Below are 17,846 nucleotides of genomic sequence, written 5' to 3' on the forward strand. Positions count from 1 at the left end.
ATGGATAAAACGAACCAAACAAATGAGGAAAAGAAGAAAAAGAAACGCCTGCTGATTTTGCTATTACTACTTATACTCGCAGTAGCAGCAGGAGGATTATACTATTATTATTCAACTAAAACCGAACCGATCCAAGTCGTATCTGGAGAGTATTTACCAGATGCTAAAGGTGCTAAGAAGATGAGTGATAAAGAAGTGAAAGAAGCTGAACAAAAAGCAGTTGATGCCAGTAAATTCAACATGGTCATCAAATCGCTTGCAGTTTTTGAGACTGGTGATAGTGAGGGCAGCCTCTATATTCAAAACCCAGTCGAAAACGGTTATCCAATCAATGTAGTGATTCGTTTAGATAACAATAATGAACAAATTTATTCTTCTGGTGCAATTCAGCCAGGCTATGAAATAAACGGAGCAAAACTAGATAAAAAACTTGCCCAAGGAGATCATCCAGCAACAGCCACATTTGATATTTATGATTCAAAAACCAATAAAAAACGTGGTCAAGTGCAAGCTGGAATCACCATTCGTGTCAACAACTAATAACGTTATTTAACAGGTTTTCTGTTAAAAATAAATCATTAACACATAAGGGAGAAACGATATGAAAAAAACGAACTTTTTACTTACTGCAATGATGCTAGGTCTAAGCGTATCAGGACTAACACAACTAGCGTCAGCTGAAACAATCGATGGAGAAAATTCAGCAGACGTTATTATCAATGGAACGATCGGTAAATTAGATAATACAGATCCAGATACTACTATTCCGGAAGGCTCTGATGAATGGATCAATGTTACTGTTGATACAGCAACAGCCTTTCACACGACAACAGCAAGTGCCCACAAAAACATCGAGTCTGCTGATTACAGCATTGTCAATAATTCAGGTCGCGGTGTTGCGGTGACGTTGAACAAAATGGACGGAACGCCTAAATATGTTGATACATTGACAATCAATGCCAAAGGAGATGGATTAGTTGCGACTCCTGCAGCTACTAATTTAGTGGAAAGTAATGCATTAGCTGATTTGACAAGCGCGCCTGTTTGGATGCGTTTAGCCAATAAAGAGGGACGCTTAAATATTGATACAGATGCGGCTTCAGCATATGCGAATTCTGCAAAATTCTACTATACAGGTACAACGGTTGCTGATTTACCAGCAAATGTTGAACAAGCGACAACTCCTGAAAACTACACATTGACATTGAAATTCACATCGATCCAAAAAGACGGTACAACACTTGGTGTAACTCCATAATTTAGTAAAAGGCTGTGATAATCAATGAAACGATTTAATTGTCACATCATTTTGTTCATTCTTTTGGTCGGCTATATTGGTTTTTATCAAGAGTCTGTTTATGCTTCAACTGCTGAAATTGAGGTAAGTGGGCAAATCGGTGGAAATAAAGCCAATTCACAACCGCCAAAAGAACAAGAGCAAGAACCAGATACAAAATTAGCACAACCAGAACAAACGCACATAGAACTAAGAAAATTTCCGAATATGGGGAGCCTTATCGAAACAATCACTCCGATTGGCTTCGTATTACTATTGATTTATCTACTTCTCAGTAGATGGAAAGCACATAGAAAAAATTATTCATAATAATAAGCATAGAGGATGGACAAAAGGGATTGCTTTTGCTCCCATCGTTTATCCGAATTCTGTGTGAGTGGGACCTGACTAGAAGAGTTAAGTTCCACTCTCTTTATGTTTATCTAAGAGCTAGGAGTCTATAAGTGATAACAACTGATAGATATAATACTAGAATAGCTTAAATGAAAAAATAAAAACAAATAAAAAAGGAATTGACAGCGTTTTCTTTCCGTGCTATATTAATCGTAGTTGATGGAATTGTTACTGATTTTTCAGGCATAACCATAATATAGCAAAGATGATAAAGGCTTCTTTATCGTGATTGCTATGTTATGGTTTTTCTTATTCTTCAACGAGACTGAACGAGCTCTTTTAGCTTTTATTGTAAGGAGGTGGAACATGTATATAAAAAAGCGAATCAATAATAATGTTGTGTTGGCTGTTGATGAGGAGTTAGAAGTTATTGTTGTTGGGAAAGGTTTGGGATTTCAAGCATATCCTAATGAACCTGTTGATCCCAAGTTGATCCAGCAAGTGTATCTGCCTACAGAAAAAATGAGTGTTAAGCAAATGGCTGTTTTATTAAATGAAGCAAGTTATGAGGAAATTTTGTTAGTGGAGAAAATAGTAAAAATCGGAGAAGAGAAACTTGGTAGGGAAATCAATCCGGTTATTTTGTTTAGTTTGCTAGATCATTTGTTATTCGCATTTAAGCGTCACCAAGAAGCGTTAAAAATACGGAGTCCGATCGAGTGGGAAATCAAACAGTTTTATCCTAAAGAAGTTGAGGTTGGTCTGCAAGTACTTTCGTTGATTGAAAAGGAAAAAGGAATTGCTTTAGAAGAATCAGAAGCAGTATTTATTGCCATGCATTTTGTAAATTACCAATTTGATCAAGAATCAATGGAAACGACAATGGACTATATGGAAGCGATGGGAGATATTACTCAACTTGTCCGTTATTATTTTCAAGTAGAATTAGATGAAAACTCAATCAATTACCAACGTTTTTTGAATCATCTGCGTTACTATTTAATGCGGTTGAACACGCATGAGACTGTGAACTCTCTTGATAATGAAGAAATTGTTTTAACGGTCAAAAAAAAATATCCGAAAGAATTCAAATGTAGCCTGAAAATCAGTGGTTATTTGGAAGAAAGGTACAAAAAGACAGCAACCTTTGATGAACAATTATACTTAACCTTACATTTGGCTCGCTTATTGCATTCATAAATATCAATACAAGGATTCGTTACAGTTAGGCTGGCAAGACCTGTTTGAAAAAAATTGTTTTCTAAAGAAAATAATTTTTTGAGCAGGTCTTTTTTTCTTAAAGAAAACTAACTGCAAAATTTGGGTAATAAATAAAAATATTAAATAGAAAAGAGGAGAAAAAATGCAGGCTTTAGCTGAAAAAATCATTATGCTTGTTGGTGGAGAAGAAAATATCAGCAGTTTGACTCATTGTGTTACACGACTACGATTTAATTTAAAGAATGAGTCTAAGGCTCAAACAAAAGTGTTGGAAGAGCTTGAAGGAGTTATGGGTGTTCAAAGACAAGGTGGTCAATATCAAGTGATCATTGGTGGGAAAGTCGGTAAAGTGTATGCAGAAATCATTAAACTTATCCCGCGTTTAGATGATAACACGAGTGAAGAAGCGCCAAATGGCGAAAAAGATTCGTTGATAAACCGTTTGATCAACACTTTATCTGCAATTTTAGTCCCAAGTTTGGCACCAATTGTTGGTGGCGGGATGCTAAAGGGCTTTTTATTCATGCTGACAAGTTTGGGTTGGGCAGATCCTGAAAGTGGCACGATGTTTGTTTTGAATATGACTGGGGATGCCATGTTTTATTTCTTCCCGTTTTTATTGGCAGTAAGTAGTGCACGTAGATTTAAAACCAATGAATACATGGCGTTAAGTTTGGCTGGTGTATTGATGTATCCAACGTTGATCAATGCTGCAATAGCAGGGGAATTGACGAAAGTTCAGTTTTTAGGTTTTATTCCTGTTCCGATCGTTAATTACAGTAGTTCGATTTTACCGATTATTTTAGCTGTTTTACTGTTGAGTTATGTGTATCGCTTCTTTGAAAAAGTCATACCTAGTATGGTGACAGTGATTTTTACGCCGTTGTTAACATTGATTTTGATAGTGCCGATCATGTTAGTTGTTTTGGCCCCAATCGGGTTTTATGTGGGAGAATATATTGCTCAAGGAATCGAAGCACTGATCAAGTTCTCTCCGCTAGTATCAGGTTTTGTCATTGGTGCAAGCCGTCCGTTATTAGTATTAATGGGGATGCATCATGCGATTCGGCCGATTACGCAGCAACAAATCGCAACATACGGTTATTCGACAATGGGACCAATGAATTTTATGAGTACGATGGCCCAAGCGACAGCAGCATTTGCTGTCTACTTCTTGATTTCAAATAAAAAAATGAAGCAAGTGGCTTTGTCCTCTACAGTTTCCGGGTATTTAGGAATTACTGAGCCTGCGTTGTATAGTGTTTTAGTAAAATATAAAGCTGCATTTGTCGGTGCATCGTTAGGTGGAGGGATCGGTGGTGCTATCGGTGCAGTTTTGGGTGCTAAATCAATGGCGCCTGTAATGCCGAGTATTCTTTCGATTCCTGTTTTTTTAAATGATGCAGCTGCCGGATTTATTATTGCCTTGATCGTAACGGTGATCGCTACTTTTGTGATTACATTTTTACTAGCGAAAAGTGTGATGAAAATAGAAGAGGGCCCAGAAAAAGCAGTGAGTTCATTGAATACAAGTGCTGTAGAAAAGGAGCAGGACGTTGTGATTATCAATGCACCAGTTTCTGGAACAGTTTATCCGATCAGTGACGTGGCAGATCAAACATTCTCAAAAGAATTAGTTGGAAAGGGCATTGCAATCATGCCTGATACTGACAGGATCGTGTCGCCGATTGAAGGGACAGTGACGATTGCGTTTAAGACGAAACATGCGATTGGTTTGACCTCAAAAGAAGGAATTGAAATGTTGATCCACGTGGGATTAGATACAGTGGAATTAGAAGGACAGTATTTTGAGTTGCTGTGTAAGCAAGGGCAAACGGTTCATGTAGGAACTCCGCTGCTTCGATTTGACCATGAAAAGATCAGTGAAGCGGGCTATGATATAAGTGTGATCGTGGTTGTTACTAATTCGGATGACTATTTATCAGTTTTAACAATGGATGATCAAAAGCAGATTCAAGAAGAAGAGGCATTGATCACGATTGTTCCTGGGGTGACACATGATAGAAGCGAAGTGGGGTTAGCTGTGGAATGATGTAGGAGGAGAAAGTAAGACTGATTTAGTTGTCGATTTTAGAAAAATGAAATGAGCTTTACGGGCTATTCTCTATGAAAAAAGCTGAAAATGAAGTGATACAAAAAAGGAGCGCACTCAATTTTTTCTATTTTTCTACGAGACTGGACGAGCCCGATATGCGTTTAAATTTAGGAGGAAATGGTATGAAAATTATTTTGACGAAGGATTATGATGAATTAAGTAAAGTTGCAGCACAACTGTTGATTGGAGAAATGTTTCAACGCCATGAGCGAGTGAATTTGGCAATCACTGCAGGGACGACGCCAATTGGGATGTATGAAAAATTAGTGGCTGAAGTGAAAGACAAGGACTATTTTGATAATGTACATTACTATAATTTTGATGAGATTCCTTATAAGTCAGGGCGGCGTGAAGGTGTGACGATCGGCGACTTAAGAGAGCTGTACTTTACACCTGCAGATATTTCAGATGAACAAATCCATATACTAGATGGAGAAAACTACAAAGAGCAGGATCAACGGATAGATGAAGCTGGCGGTCTTGATGCGATTTTACTTGGGATCGGTGCAGATGGGCACTATTGTGGCAATCTACCAGGGACAACAAGCTTTAGTGACTTCACAACGAAGGTTGTTTGCGATGAGGCAATGAAAGAGCGAATCGCGCCGCATTTTGAAGATCGTGCTGAAACACCTGATTTTTATGTTACAATGGGACCAAGAAGTGTGATGAACGCTAGACACTTGATTCTTTTTGCTAGTGGTGAAAAGAAAGCGAAAATTATGAAAGCGTTTATTGAAGGCGCAATCACTGCTGAAATACCTGCTTCTATTTTGAAAATGCATCCGCATTTAACGGTTGTTCTAGATGAGGCAGCAGCAGAATTATTAGAATGAGGAGAAATAATCAATGAGTAAATCAGTATTTCCAGAAAATTTTTTATGGGGTGGGGCTACAGCTGCCAACCAATATGAAGGTGGCTATTTATCTGGTGGCAAAGGACTAAGTACGCTAGATGCGATCACAGGTGGTAGTCATACAAGTCCTAGAATGATCACTTATAAAACAAAAGAAGGTAAAATTGAAACCTGTAAAAGAGACGCAACGCTACCAGAAGGTGCAGTTGGCTATATTGATCCTGAACAGTATTACCCAAGCCATGTAGCAACCGATTTTTATCATCATTATAAGGAAGATATTGCTTTATTTGCTGAAATGGGCTTTAAATGTTTTAGACTTTCGATCGCTTGGTCTAGAATTTGTCCTAAAGGAACAACAGAAATCAATGAGGAAGGGTTAGCCTTTTACGATAAAGTGTTTGATGAGTTATTGAGTTATGGGATTGAACCAATCGTAACGATCAATCATTTTGACATTCCAATGTATTTAGCCGATGAATTAGACGGATGGTCAAGTCGAAAAGTGATCGATTATTTCTTGTTTTTCTGTGAAACATTATTTAAACGTTATAAAGATAAAGTAAAATATTGGATGACTTTTAATGAAATCAATTTTTTACGCAGCTGGACACAAATCGGTATCCATCAAAATGATAAACAAGCGAAATACCAAGCTGCTCATCATTTATTTGTAGCGAGTGCTAAAGCTGTTAAGTTAGGTCATCAGATCAATCCAGATTTCAATATAGGGATGATGGTCGCATATATTCCAAGCTACCCAATGAGCTGTAATCCAGAAGATGTGATGGAAGCGATCAAATTTAATCGTGAGCAAGAATTTTATATTGATGTGCAGGTTAAAGGCTATTATCCAGCACACAAAATAAAAGAATTTGAACGGGAAAATGTTGTGATCAAAAAAGAAGCGGGTGATGATGAAATCATACAAGAAGGAACGGTTGATTATATTGGCTTTAGTTATTATATGTCAACGGTTTCTGCTGCTAATCCGGAAGAGGTAAAGTATGTTGGTGGAAATCAAATGCCAGCGGTCAAAAATCCTTATTTAAAGGAATCGGATTGGGGTTGGGCTGTAGATCCTCTAGGTCTACGTATTTCTTTGTGTAAATTGTATGATCGCTATAATGTTCCATTATTTGTTGTAGAAAATGGGTTTGGTGCAGCTGATAAAGTTGAAGCAGATGGCACGATCCAAGATGACTATCGTATTGATTATTTCAGTAAGCATATTGCTGCGATGAAAGAGGCGATCGAGTTAGATGGAGTCGACTTGATTGGCTATACACCTTGGGGCTGCATTGATGTTGTTTCATCTGGAACAGGAGAAATGAAAAAGCGTTATGGTTTCATTCATGTTGATATGGATGATGAAGGTAATGGTACATTAAATCGTTCTAGAAAACAGTCGTTTTATTGGTATAAAAAATTGATTGCAGCAAATGGCATAGAAGAATAAAAGAGTTAAGACTTATTTCAATCATTTGAAGTAAGTCTTTTTTAATAAAAGGCGCAAAAAGAGCGTAAAATGTTGTAGTAATAAGGAACAGTGGTATACTGCTAATGAGACGAATTAACTGATTACAGAATAAAGAAGCAGTAATCAGTTGGCTGAAAAAGCTGCAGGAGGAATAATAGATAAGATGAAAAGAGTATCAGTCAAGGAATTAAAAAAGTTAATCGAATTAACAGTCAATGAACCAGTTTCGATCATTGATGTTCGAGAAGTAGAGGAATTTTCTGATGGACATATTGTTACTGCCAAGAATTATCCGCTATCCACATTACCAGAAGCAATGTCGGAAATCGATCGGGAGCAGCCACATTACGTTATTTGTCAGCACGGTGTTCGTTCGGAACATGCGTGTTCTTTTCTTGAGAATTATGGCTATAATGTAATTTCTGTATCTGAAGGTATGTCGGTTTGGGATGGAGAAAGCAAGGTCAATAGTTATAGCTGAAGAAGTGGGTGATCCCGACAACCAAGTAGGTACAATGTCTATCTGCGACGAGTCTTTGGCGAGAAGTATCAACTCGTACTTCGTTGTATTTTAAAATAATTTCAGCTTATTTCTGAAGAGATTGTTTCTGTTCCTACCAATTTATCTGGATTCCGTGTGAGTGGGATATGACCCAAGAGTCATATCCCACTTATTTTTAGTAAGCAAATAAGTTGTCAGTTCACTTACTATTTGTTAGTATTTGAATGTAGATAGAAAACAACAGTTATTGGAGGAAAAAAACATGACAACTAAATTATTGATCGCATATTATAGTTCTACAGGGACTGGTACACAAATGGTAACATGGGCAAAAGAAGCAGCTGAAGCGAATGGTGCTGAAGTTCGTTTAAGAAAAGTTCATGAGCTTGCACCAGACGTGGCGATTGATTCAAATCCAGCTTGGCGCAAAAATGTGGAAGCGAGTGCTGACATTCCAGAAGTTACGAGTGATGATCTGTTATGGGCAGATGCTTATATTTTCTCTTCACCTTCTCGTTTTGGTGTGATGGCAAGTCAATTAAAACAATTTTTTGATTTACAAGGTGGACTTTGGGCACAAGGTAAATTAGCTAATAAATTTGTTACAGCTTTTTCTTCAGCTCAAAATCCAAATGGCGGACAAGAACAAGTGATTCAAGGGATTTATACAGTTATGCAACATTGGGGTGCTATTATTGTTCCTGCAGGATATGTAAACCCATCAACTTTTGCAGCGGGTGGTAACCCTTATGGAACAAGTGCTTCAATCGATGGTGAAGGCAATATGTTGAAAGCTGATGAAGTCAAAGCAGCGATTCAAGATCAAACAAAACGATTAGTGGATGTCACAAGTAAATATTTAAGCTAATCGGATAACGACAAAAAACATACTAAGAGTAGAGCGTAAACTTAGTATGTTTTTTGTCGTTCATTTTTAAAGTGAGTGTTCACTTAGTTACATCTTCTCCAAACCATTCTTTAGAAATAGCCGCTAGTTTGCCAGATTTTCTGAGTTTTTCAAAAGCCATGTTAATTTTTTCAGCTAATTGTTTATCAGATTTCCGTAGTCCAACAGCGAATGCCTCACTTTCAAATGCGCCGCTAACAATGGAATAATCAGCTAAATTATCTTCATGGGAAAGATAATAATTAGCATAAACACGATCGATCAATAATCCGTCGATGCGACCGGATTTTAAATCCATAAAGGCTTCATTGAAGCATCATACAAAATGGCCGTTTGATCTTTTACCAAATTTTTTAAAATCTCAGGCTGTTCTTCAAAGCTATTGTAGCCAGAAGAACCATTCTGGGCACCTAAAACTTTTCCTTTCATATCCACAAAGCTGTTGATAGCATTCTTTTTTAAAGAAACTACGACTTGCTCATTTTTCATGTATTCATCACTGAACAAAACCTTCTCTTCTCGCTCAGCATTCTTAGAATAGCCGTTCCAAATTAAATCGATTGTCTGATTTTGCAGCTCATTTTCTTTCATCGACCAATCAATGGGTTGAAAATCAACGTTGATTCCATATAAATCAAAGACTGCTCTAGCTAAATCCACATCAAATCCAATGATTTCACCTGCTTTGTTTTGAAAGCCCATCGGAACAAAAGAATCATCTAAACCAACGATCACTCGTTTTTCAGAATTGATTCGCGACCATTGATCTGTGTCTGTTTTTTTTCTGCCACAGCCTGTAATCGATACGATGGCCAATAAAGTAGCAATGGTGAGTATTAGATAGTTTTTTCTCTTCATATAAGATGTCCTTTCTACTGAACAGGTGACACTGTTAGTAAGTTATCGGCAATATTTTCAGCAAAGTTCATGTCGTGGGTCACAACGATTTGAGTCATGCCTTGCGCTTTTAGTGTTAAAATCACATCTTCGACTTGTTGACGAAGTTCAGGGTCAAGTGCACTAGTTGGTTCATCATAACCTAATACTTTTGGTTTCATTGCAAGAGCCCGAGCAAGTGCAACTCGTTGTTTTTGACCACCAGATAATTGGTAAGGATAGAGTTTTTCTTTTCCCCCTAAACCAAACTTGGTTAGTAGATCGACAGCTTCTATTTCACTAGTTTCTTTCGATTGTTTTAAAGCAAGGATAGGTGCTAAGGTAATGTTATCTAGTACTGAAAGATGAGGAAATAATTGGAAATCTTGAAACACGATTCCCACGACCTGGTCTGCATTATCCATTTCAACAGGATTGAAAGGCACGCCATCCATAGTCAACTCACCAGAATCAATGGTTTCTAACCCTGCTAAGCAACGCAGCAAAGTTGTTTTTCCTCCACCAGAAGGCCCTACAATTGTTAAAATTTCTCCATCTTTGATTTCTAAATTCAATTGATCGATGATCCGACGACCATCAAAACTTTTGGTTAAATTTTTTATACGTAACATAATCTTCCTCCTAAATAAAAATGGTGACAACGTTCCTCAAGCACTGACTATTTATAATACTGATAGTGCTTTTCTAATTTTTTTGAAGCTAAAGTCAACACGGCGGTCAACAGTAGATAAATAACTCCGACTAGAACTAATGGCAATAAGCTTACATCCCGACTCATCGCAATTTTTCCAGCACGCAGTAGATCACCTAAACCAAGTACGTAAATCAATGAGGTGTCTTTAACTAAATTGATTACTTCGTTACCAATAGAAGGTAAAACGACTTTGATCACTTGCGGCAAGATTATTCTTGAGACCGTTTGGAACTTTGTCAAACGTAACACTTTAGCCGCTTCATATTGCCCTTCTGGAATTGACTGAATCCCGCCGCGGAATATTTCAGCAAAGTAAGCCGCATAATTTAAAATAAAGGCAAACAACGCAGCATCATATCGTTCAAAGACAACTCCAATCAAAGGCAAGCCATAAAAAACAAAAATGAGTTGTAGTAATAATGGCGTTCCCCGCATGAGCCAAATATAGATGTTGATCAGAAAATTCAAAGGTTTAAAATTTGTCTGTAAGGCAAAGGCAACTAAAATTCCAAGTGGGATCGAACCCAATAGTGTAAAAATAAATACTTTCAATGTCATAAGTGCTCCGTCTAATAAAGCCGGCATGATTTCTAAAATGTAGTTCATGTTTCTTCCTCCAATTTTTTTAAGTTTGTAGATAAAAGCAAAAAGTCCTCTTGCAATAGCCAAGAGGACGAAATAATCGTGGTTCCACCTCAATTTGTTAATACCTCACAGTATTAACCTCATAAAATCTCTCGCATAACAAAAGATTTCTTTCTGGTAACGGAGAAGGCCGCATCTTCTTACTTGATTCAGAAGATGACTGAAACAGGTGTGTTCATCAAAGGTTTCCCGCTTTTTTTCTCAGCGAATAAAAAAGTCTCTGTCAGGAAATGGTCGGTGATTACTTGTTCTGTTTATGTGTGTTGTGTTTATTCAAATGATTAGCGGAAACTGTCTTAGTACCTTGTTTCTAATTGTGGTTAATGAGTAAGAAGCTTGACGATTCTAAGTAATGAAACGTCTCTCGCTTAGGTTGTCAAGTGTTGAACAACAAAAAGTCCTTTGGCAATTAAGCCAAAGGACGTAAAATTCGTGGTTCCACCTTTTTTCGTTATCATCTCACAATGATAACCTCATGAAGTCGTAGACTTCGAATGCTATAACGGGCATTCCCGAACTTTTCTACTCTTTTGTTCAAAAAGTTAACTCCCAGATGTGGTTCGCTTTATCATTCTGTCTTTTTTCACCAGCCAAAGACTCTCTTTAAGAAAAAGATAAAGGTACTCTTCTGTTCTTTGTTTTTTATAACTTTACCACCAGTTTTTCCACTTGTCAACAATCAATTGTTGAGAAAATTCAGAAAATACTATGTTTTAAGCATAAAACTTACTGATTCAGCGAAGTTGAGTTAAAATGAACATAGCTATTTCCTTTTAAAAAGTAAGTGAATTGTGATAGGTAGAAACTATCGCACTGGTCCTTTTGGTACTATCCATTTGCGTATATATCTGATAAACTATGTACAATTATTGTCGGAAAGTAAAAAGGAGTGGTGGCGATTGAAGCGGCCGATTATTGGAATTGCAGCAAATGAAATCAAGGACGCAGGAGCAAAATTATATCATTTACCAATCAGTTATACTCCTTGCGGTTATGTAAAGGCCGTTCAAAACGCTGGTGGTTTGCCATTGGTTTTACCTGTCGGTTCTCCTGAGCTAGCAAAAGCGTATGTTGCTCAGATTGATAAATTAATTCTAGCTGGGGGGCAAAATGTTTCACCAACACTATATGGTGAAATGATTCAGGTTGAAGAGGCTGAGCTATCTAATGAACGAGATCAATTTGAGCTAGCGTTGATCGAAGAAGCAATTGCACAAAAGAAACCGATTTTTGCCGTTTGTCGTGGGCTACAGTTAGTTAATGTAGCGCTTGGCGGCAGTTTATACCAAGATATCAGTTGTTTGAATAAGCAAAATATTGCCCATATGCAAGTACCGATAGCAAGAGAAATTCCAACGCATCAGATCCAAACGGAAGAAGCCAGCATTTTACGTGAAATATATGGGAAAGCAACGACTGTTAACTCTTTTCATTTTCAAGCAGTAAAGAAATTAGCGGAAGAGTTAAGAGTTACAGCGCTCAGTGAAGATGGCATCATTGAAGGGGTGGAAAGCAAGGATCCTAGTTTAGCATTTTTAGGGGTTCAGTGGCATCCTGATTTTGCCTATGAGTATTTAGAACAAGAAATGGCTGTTTTTCAATATGTTGTCAAAGAATTATAAATTATTCAGCTTAAAAAGAGGAGGAATTGTATAATGAAGAAAAGATTAGGCGTTTTTGTTTTGGCGGCAAGTCTATTGCTGGCTGCATGTAATAGCAACAGTGGGACAAGTTCAACTGGGGAAAAAGAAGACGGTAACAAAACAGCACAAACTCAAGTCATTAAAGTAGCTTCTGGCGGAGAATTATCAACATTAGATAGTGCTCATTACACAGATGTTTACAGTTCAGATATGATCGGTCAAGTGGTGGAAGGACTTTACCGTATGGATAAAAATCATGATCCTGAATTGGCTGTTGCTGCAAGTGAACCTACCGTTAGTGAAGATGGATTAGTTTACACATTTAAATTAAAAGAGACAAAATGGAGCAATGGCGATCCAGTCGTAGCAGGTGATTTTGTGTCTGCGTTTAAAAATGTTGTCGATCCAAGCTTTGGCTCAAGTAGTAGTAACCAAATGGATGTTTTCAAAAATGGCCGGAAAATTCGTGAAGGACAAGCAAAATTAGATGAGCTTGGTGTGAAAGCCATTGATGATCAAACGTTAGAAATGACGTTGGAATACCCGATTCCTTATTTAGCTCAAGTATTGGTTGGTACACCATTTATGCCGAAAAACGAAAAATTCGTTAAAGAAAAAGGTGAAGCTTACGGGACTTCAACAGATAATTTTGTCGGTAATGGTCCATTCTTGATTTCTGGTTGGGATGGTAATACAGAGAACTGGAAATTGACGAAAAATAAAGATTACTGGGATCAAAAAAATGTCAAATTGGATACGATCGATGTGCAAGTCGTCAAAGAAATCGGTACTGGAACGAATTTGTTTGATGCCGGTGACTTAGATTACACTGTGTTAGCGGATACCTACGCATTACAATATAAAGATTCACCTCAAGCGCACTTTACACCTAAAGCTATGGTGGGTTATTTAAGCCCAAATCATAAACGAGAAGTAACTGGCAATGTTAATGTTCGTAAAGCAATTTTACAAGCAATCGATAAAGAAACCTTTGCCAAAGATATTTTAGGTGATGGTTCGACTGCTATTAATGGTTTTGTACCAAAAGACTTTGCTAAAGACCCTAAAGATGGTGAGGACTTCCGTAAAGAAAATGGTGATTTTTTGCCATATGATTTGAAAGCCGCACAAAAAAGCTGGGAAACAGCTAAAAAAGAATTAGGCAAAGATGAAATCGAATTAGAGTTGCTTTCGGCTGATTCGGCTCTTGCGAAAAAGACGATTGAGTATGTGCAAGGACAATTACAACAAAATTTGCCAGGCTTAAAAATCAATTTAAAATCAGTACCATTACAAAATCGTTTAGACTTACAAACAGCTAGTAACTTTGATTTAGTTTTTGGTACATGGACACCAGATTACGCCGACCCAATCAATTTCCTAGAATTTTATGATTCTAAAAGCGGATTGAATACAGCAGGATACAACAATCCTGAATACGATAAAGGGTTGAATGATGCCAGAATCACATTAGCAAATGAACCAGAAAAACGTTGGGATAAATTAAAAGAATTAGAAGAAACATTAATTGAAAAAGATGCCGCTGTCTTGCCTTTATACCAAGGCGCGATCGGATATCTTAAAGCAGATCGATTAAAAGAATTACAAGTTTTTCCTTTTGGACGAACCGTTTCTTATCGTTTGGCTTATGTTGATTAGTATTTAAAGCAAAGAGCAAGTTGCACGTTAAGGAAAATTTCTTTAATTGCAACTTGTTTTTTTATAGTAAAAACTATGAACAAAACGTTCTTATACAAGTGACTAGAAGACAATAAAGATATAGAACAAGGTTGGAAATCCAATTTTGCTCGTGCGTATCTTTTGTAATTGTTGGAAAATGCGTTTAACATAAAATGTATAGACAGGAGAAATATTTTCCAAAAGTCCGAACAACGTTGGAGGGAAAAACTATGCGAGTAATCAAAGGACTTGTTTCTTTATTGTTAATAGCTGGTATTTTTGGAATCGTGGGATTGTATTCACAGATGATGGATTTAGGTATTGTGAGCACATTTTTCAATGATTTGTATGTTCGATTTGATGGGGTATTTTATTTTTACCAGATTGTTCTTTTTGCTCTATTAGCTCTATTGCTGTTGCTGTTTTTGATCGTTGTATTTAAACCAATCACCAAAAAACAGATCCATTTAAAAAAAGATACAGGTCAGGTAAATCTGCCGCTCAATACGCTAGAATCCATTGCTAAATCCTCTTTACATGGAATTGCTGATAGTGAGACTATACAGACAAAAGTAAGACTGACCAAGAGCCAAACAGCAGATGTAGAAGTAACCATTGCAGATGAGCAACAACAATCTTTTATAAGTCGAGGAAAACAAATTCAAGAACAGATTCCGCAAGCTCTACAAAAAATGGCTATGCTTGAGACGCATAAGACGAAAGTTATTTTCAAAAAGAAAAAAGCAGAATCCTCTTTGTTGTCAAACAGCAAAAAAGAGTCCCGCGTAGTTTAAAGGAGGAAGTAGGGTGAAAAAATTAAAGACTTTCGCACCTTATCGCAATCAAATGATCTTTACAACGTTAGCGATCCTAATTGCTATTCTTTTGATGACAATTGGGTTTTGGAAAACAGTGTTACTTGTCGTTTTAACAGGAATCGGTTATTTTATCGGTAAAACGCAAGACGAACAACGTTCTATCTCTTCAATTTTAGCTTCTATACAAGCTTTTTTTGAAAGATAAAAATAAATTGAATCAAAATCAGAAAGGTTGAGAAGAAAATGGATAACAAAGCAAATGGAAACACAACTGAAGGAACAAATGGAAATGGTATCAAAACTAAATTAACATTTGACGATCAAGTCGTGAAAAAAATTGCTGGTATCGCCGTATCAGAAATTCCTGGTATTTTGGGATTAAGCGGAAATGCAATTACCAACTTGACCGACAAATTTACAAATGGAAACAACCCAACAAAAGGGATCAGTGCAGAAGTTGGAACAAAACAAGTAGCAATCGATCTAGATGTCATTGGGGAGTATGGTAAAAATATTGCCCAAGTATTTGATACAGCAACGAAAAAAGTTGCGGATGAAGTGAAAAATATGACTGGTTTAGATGTTATCGAATTTAACATGAATGTAGACGATGTCATGTCAAAAGAGCAATATGAAGAAAAATTTGAAAACAAGAAAAAAGATGATAACGAAAACGATAAAAAACAAGAAAATAACACACGTACATTACAATAATTAGTAGGTGTCTATTACGAGGAGGAAGATTACTATGCTAAGTTTTATTTGGTCATTAATTGTCGGTGGTGTGCTAGGTACCATTGCCGGAGCAATTTTAGGTAGAGATGTGCCAGGTGGTATCATCGGGAATATCATTGTCGGGTTTATCGGCAGTTGGGTAGGAACGATGTTACTAGGAAACTTTGGTCCAATTATCGGAGGATTTCCAATTATATCTGCATTGATCGGTGCTATAATCTGTATCGCTATTTACTCATTTATTGCAAAAAAAATGGCTTAATAAAAATAGTTCTGATAGGTTACAATACCTATCAGAACTATTTTTTATTTAGGTATGTCATTGTAATTATTCCAACATTTCAGCTGGTAATAAAATCGTCTCTTTGTTTCCATCATCAAAAGCAAAAACTTGAGATGGATAGTTTTCAGAATAAGGAAAAGGTAAATCAACGGCCATTTGGACGTCACTGATTTCTTGTGAAAAATGAACAGTTACTTTCCCACCGTTATCGATCAAATCGAAATACAGCATATTCGTAAGTGGAATAACGCCTTTTAAATCTAAATCAATAATCAGCCAGATACTATCGATCAAAGCTGCTGGCATGCTTTCAACCACACCTAAAGAAGCATAACGACTACGTTCACTATCAAAACTTTCAACCATTTATTTGACCTCCTTTATCTGTCTAATACTAATAGTATACCTTATTTATTCTAAACACGCTTCTGTCATGTTTCATAAAAAAGTAAGTAGAAGATTGAGTGGTTGAGGTGGAAGACTTTCCCTTTTTTTGAAGGACAGAAGCGTTTAACTCCGAGAAATAAGGACAGTCGTTGCTTATATTCCTACCGTTTATTTAGATTTAGAGTAAAAAAGAGATAAGGTTTTTGTAGTGACCCCAAAAAGTTAGACTTTTTTCGGAGTAGAGAAATCTACTCCGTTTTTTTATTCGTTATTAGGCTGCTTTACTTTTGGCTATTCGAAACTGTACAGGACTTTTCCRGTTCAGCTTCTTTTTCATTCGTTCATTGTTGTAATAATAGATATAGTTATCGATTGCCGTTTTTAGTTCTTTAAAACTAGAATAGGTTTTCCCGTGATAAATTTCTTGTTTTAAAAGACTAAAGAAGTTCTCCATGATTGAGTTATCAAGACAATTGCCTTTTCGAGACATACTTTGGAAAATGTTCTGTTTCTTCAGTCTATAGCTATAAGCTTTCATTTGATACGCCCAACCTTGATCTGAGTGAAAGGTGCGACGATAAGGACAATCATTCGTCAGCCTGATTGCTTCTTCTAATCCTTCCATTATTGCCAGTGCATTTGGTTTTTCTGAGATACGATAAGAAAGAATTTCACTATTATACATATCCATAAAAGGATCTAAGTATAACTTCTTTGACGAATGATCCCTTTGGGATCACAGTAAAAATACTTTAATTCTGTTGTATCTGTCGTCATTTTTTGATGACAAACACTCGTGTAAAAGCGACGTCGGATTCGGTTCTTGGCAATCGTTCCAACTTTTCCACGATACGAGCTATAGCGACGGGATTTCCGTGTATAAGAGCGGACTTCAATCCTTAGCTTTCGAATCAAGCGTTGAACTTTCTTTTTATTCACATGGAATCCTCGGTTCCTTAGTTCGTTCGTCATTCGTAAACAGCCGTAATCTTTATGCTTTTGACGAATATGAAGCATCTCTGTTTCAATTTCCTGATTTGGATTTTTTCGGTCAAACCGTTTTTGCCAATACATAAAGGTTGATTTAGAAAATTCAATGCTTTAAGAAGCTCAACTAATTTGAACTGTCCTCGGAGGCTTGCGATGATTCGCGCGATTGATTCACTCGTCGTTGGTGAGCTCCCTGTTTTCGCAGCTTCCTCAGTTCTTTTAAAAAGGAATTTTCAATTTGAAGAGTACGAACCTGCTTTTCTAATTCTTTGATGCGGTTCTGCTCTTCTAGCGTTTCTTTAATTGAATGGTTCTTTGTCTTTTCTTCTTTTTTTGGCATGGCAGATAGACGCCCTTTCTC

18 protein-coding genes, 2 pseudogenes and 2 other annotated features are annotated in these 17,846 nt (G+C 36.9%); of the genes and pseudogenes, 15 read left to right on the forward strand and 5 right to left on the reverse strand.

Going from position 1 to position 17,846, the window contains the following annotated elements:
• From V192_RS0118035 to V192_RS0118075, 9 genes are all read left to right on the forward strand, one after another.
• Positions 1 to 540 (forward strand): hypothetical protein, encoded by a 540-nt coding sequence (locus tag V192_RS0118035; protein WP_025873666.1) that lies wholly within the window; start codon positions 1 to 3, stop codon positions 538 to 540.
• Between the two features lie 61 nt (positions 541 to 601).
• The gene (locus V192_RS0118040) at positions 602 to 1,258 is read left to right on the forward strand and encodes a hypothetical protein (protein WP_025873667.1); all 657 of its coding nucleotides are present in this window, start codon (positions 602 to 604) and stop codon (positions 1,256 to 1,258) included.
• A 24-nt stretch (positions 1,259 to 1,282) separates the two neighbouring features.
• Positions 1,283 to 1,606, forward strand: coding sequence for a hypothetical protein (locus tag V192_RS0118045; RefSeq protein WP_025873668.1), 324 nt, complete (start codon positions 1,283 to 1,285; stop codon positions 1,604 to 1,606).
• Positions 1,607 to 1,996: 390 nt separating this feature from the next.
• Positions 1,997 to 2,830 (forward strand): PRD domain-containing protein, encoded by an 834-nt coding sequence (locus V192_RS0118050; protein WP_025873669.1) that lies wholly within the window; start codon positions 1,997 to 1,999, stop codon positions 2,828 to 2,830.
• A gap of 163 nt (positions 2,831 to 2,993) precedes the next feature.
• The gene (locus V192_RS0118055) at positions 2,994 to 4,904 is read left to right on the forward strand and encodes a beta-glucoside-specific PTS transporter subunit IIABC (protein WP_025873670.1); all 1,911 of its coding nucleotides are present in this window, start codon (positions 2,994 to 2,996) and stop codon (positions 4,902 to 4,904) included.
• Positions 4,905 to 5,089: 185 nt separating this feature from the next.
• Positions 5,090 to 5,803 carry a glucosamine-6-phosphate deaminase gene (locus V192_RS0118060; protein WP_025873671.1) on the forward strand — a complete coding sequence of 238 codons (714 nt, stop codon included), beginning with the start codon at positions 5,090 to 5,092 and terminating at the stop codon, positions 5,801 to 5,803.
• 13 nt (positions 5,804 to 5,816) lie between these two features.
• The gene (locus V192_RS0118065; RefSeq protein WP_025873672.1) at positions 5,817 to 7,283 is read left to right on the forward strand and encodes a glycoside hydrolase family 1 protein; all 1,467 of its coding nucleotides are present in this window, start codon (positions 5,817 to 5,819) and stop codon (positions 7,281 to 7,283) included.
• A 184-nt stretch (positions 7,284 to 7,467) separates the two neighbouring features.
• Positions 7,468 to 7,785 (forward strand): rhodanese-like domain-containing protein, encoded by a 318-nt coding sequence (locus V192_RS0118070; RefSeq protein WP_025873673.1) that lies wholly within the window; start codon positions 7,468 to 7,470, stop codon positions 7,783 to 7,785.
• Positions 7,786 to 8,068: 283 nt separating this feature from the next.
• Positions 8,069 to 8,674, forward strand: a complete 606-nt coding sequence (locus tag V192_RS0118075) for an NAD(P)H-dependent oxidoreductase (RefSeq protein WP_025873674.1) — start codon at positions 8,069 to 8,071, stop codon at positions 8,672 to 8,674.
• A 79-nt stretch (positions 8,675 to 8,753) separates the two neighbouring features.
• Here the strand turns inward: V192_RS0118075 and V192_RS20675 are convergent.
• The 3 genes and pseudogenes from V192_RS20675 to V192_RS0118090 all read right to left on the reverse strand — a co-directional run bounded on the left by V192_RS20675 (position 8,754) and on the right by V192_RS0118090 (position 10,910).
• Positions 8,754 to 9,571 (reverse strand): annotated as a pseudogene (locus tag V192_RS20675) (amino acid ABC transporter substrate-binding protein).
• 14 nt (positions 9,572 to 9,585) lie between these two features.
• Complete coding sequence (locus V192_RS0118085) at positions 9,586 to 10,221, reverse strand: amino acid ABC transporter ATP-binding protein (RefSeq protein ID WP_025873675.1); 636 nt, start codon at positions 10,219 to 10,221, stop codon at positions 9,586 to 9,588.
• Positions 10,222 to 10,268: 47 nt separating this feature from the next.
• Positions 10,269 to 10,910 carry an amino acid ABC transporter permease gene (locus V192_RS0118090; protein WP_025873676.1) on the reverse strand — a complete coding sequence of 214 codons (642 nt, stop codon included), beginning with the start codon at positions 10,908 to 10,910 and terminating at the stop codon, positions 10,269 to 10,271.
• Positions 10,911 to 10,970: 60 nt separating this feature from the next.
• Positions 10,971 to 11,216 (reverse strand) — a binding site (T-box leader).
• Between the two features lie 147 nt (positions 11,217 to 11,363).
• Positions 11,364 to 11,594: a binding site (T-box leader), on the reverse strand.
• A 254-nt stretch (positions 11,595 to 11,848) separates the two neighbouring features.
• On the opposite strand from V192_RS0118090, the gene V192_RS0118095 reads away from it, so the two are divergent.
• The 6 genes from V192_RS0118095 to V192_RS0118120 all read left to right on the forward strand — a co-directional run bounded on the left by V192_RS0118095 (position 11,849) and on the right by V192_RS0118120 (position 16,087).
• Complete coding sequence (locus tag V192_RS0118095) at positions 11,849 to 12,571, forward strand: gamma-glutamyl-gamma-aminobutyrate hydrolase family protein (RefSeq protein WP_025873677.1); 723 nt, start codon at positions 11,849 to 11,851, stop codon at positions 12,569 to 12,571.
• 33 nt (positions 12,572 to 12,604) lie between these two features.
• The gene (locus tag V192_RS0118100; RefSeq protein ID WP_035011592.1) at positions 12,605 to 14,251 is read left to right on the forward strand and encodes a peptide ABC transporter substrate-binding protein; all 1,647 of its coding nucleotides are present in this window, start codon (positions 12,605 to 12,607) and stop codon (positions 14,249 to 14,251) included.
• Positions 14,252 to 14,502: 251 nt separating this feature from the next.
• A complete protein-coding gene (gene amaP / locus V192_RS0118105; protein ID WP_025873679.1) occupies positions 14,503 to 15,066 on the forward strand; it encodes an alkaline shock response membrane anchor protein AmaP in 564 nt (187 codons plus the stop codon).
• Between the two features lie 13 nt (positions 15,067 to 15,079).
• The gene (locus tag V192_RS0118110) at positions 15,080 to 15,295 is read left to right on the forward strand and encodes a DUF2273 domain-containing protein (RefSeq protein ID WP_025873680.1); all 216 of its coding nucleotides are present in this window, start codon (positions 15,080 to 15,082) and stop codon (positions 15,293 to 15,295) included.
• 38 nt (positions 15,296 to 15,333) lie between these two features.
• Positions 15,334 to 15,804, forward strand: a complete 471-nt coding sequence (locus tag V192_RS0118115; RefSeq protein WP_025873681.1) for an Asp23/Gls24 family envelope stress response protein — start codon at positions 15,334 to 15,336, stop codon at positions 15,802 to 15,804.
• 34 nt (positions 15,805 to 15,838) lie between these two features.
• Entirely contained in the window at positions 15,839 to 16,087 is a 249-nt protein-coding gene (locus V192_RS0118120) for a GlsB/YeaQ/YmgE family stress response membrane protein (RefSeq protein ID WP_025873682.1), read from the forward strand.
• Positions 16,088 to 16,153: 66 nt separating this feature from the next.
• Here V192_RS0118120 and V192_RS0118125 read toward each other — a convergent pair whose 3' ends face one another.
• Together V192_RS0118125 and V192_RS20680 are read right to left on the reverse strand one after the other, a co-directional pair.
• Positions 16,154 to 16,474, reverse strand: a complete 321-nt coding sequence (locus V192_RS0118125) for a DUF960 domain-containing protein (protein WP_025873683.1) — start codon at positions 16,472 to 16,474, stop codon at positions 16,154 to 16,156.
• A 292-nt stretch (positions 16,475 to 16,766) separates the two neighbouring features.
• Positions 16,767 to 17,846, reverse strand: a pseudogene (locus tag V192_RS20680) (IS3 family transposase); the annotation flags it as partial.

It is taken from the genome of Enterococcus crotali, assembly GCF_000633635.1.
Taxonomy (GTDB): domain Bacteria; phylum Bacillota; class Bacilli; order Lactobacillales; family Enterococcaceae; genus Enterococcus_L; species Enterococcus_L crotali.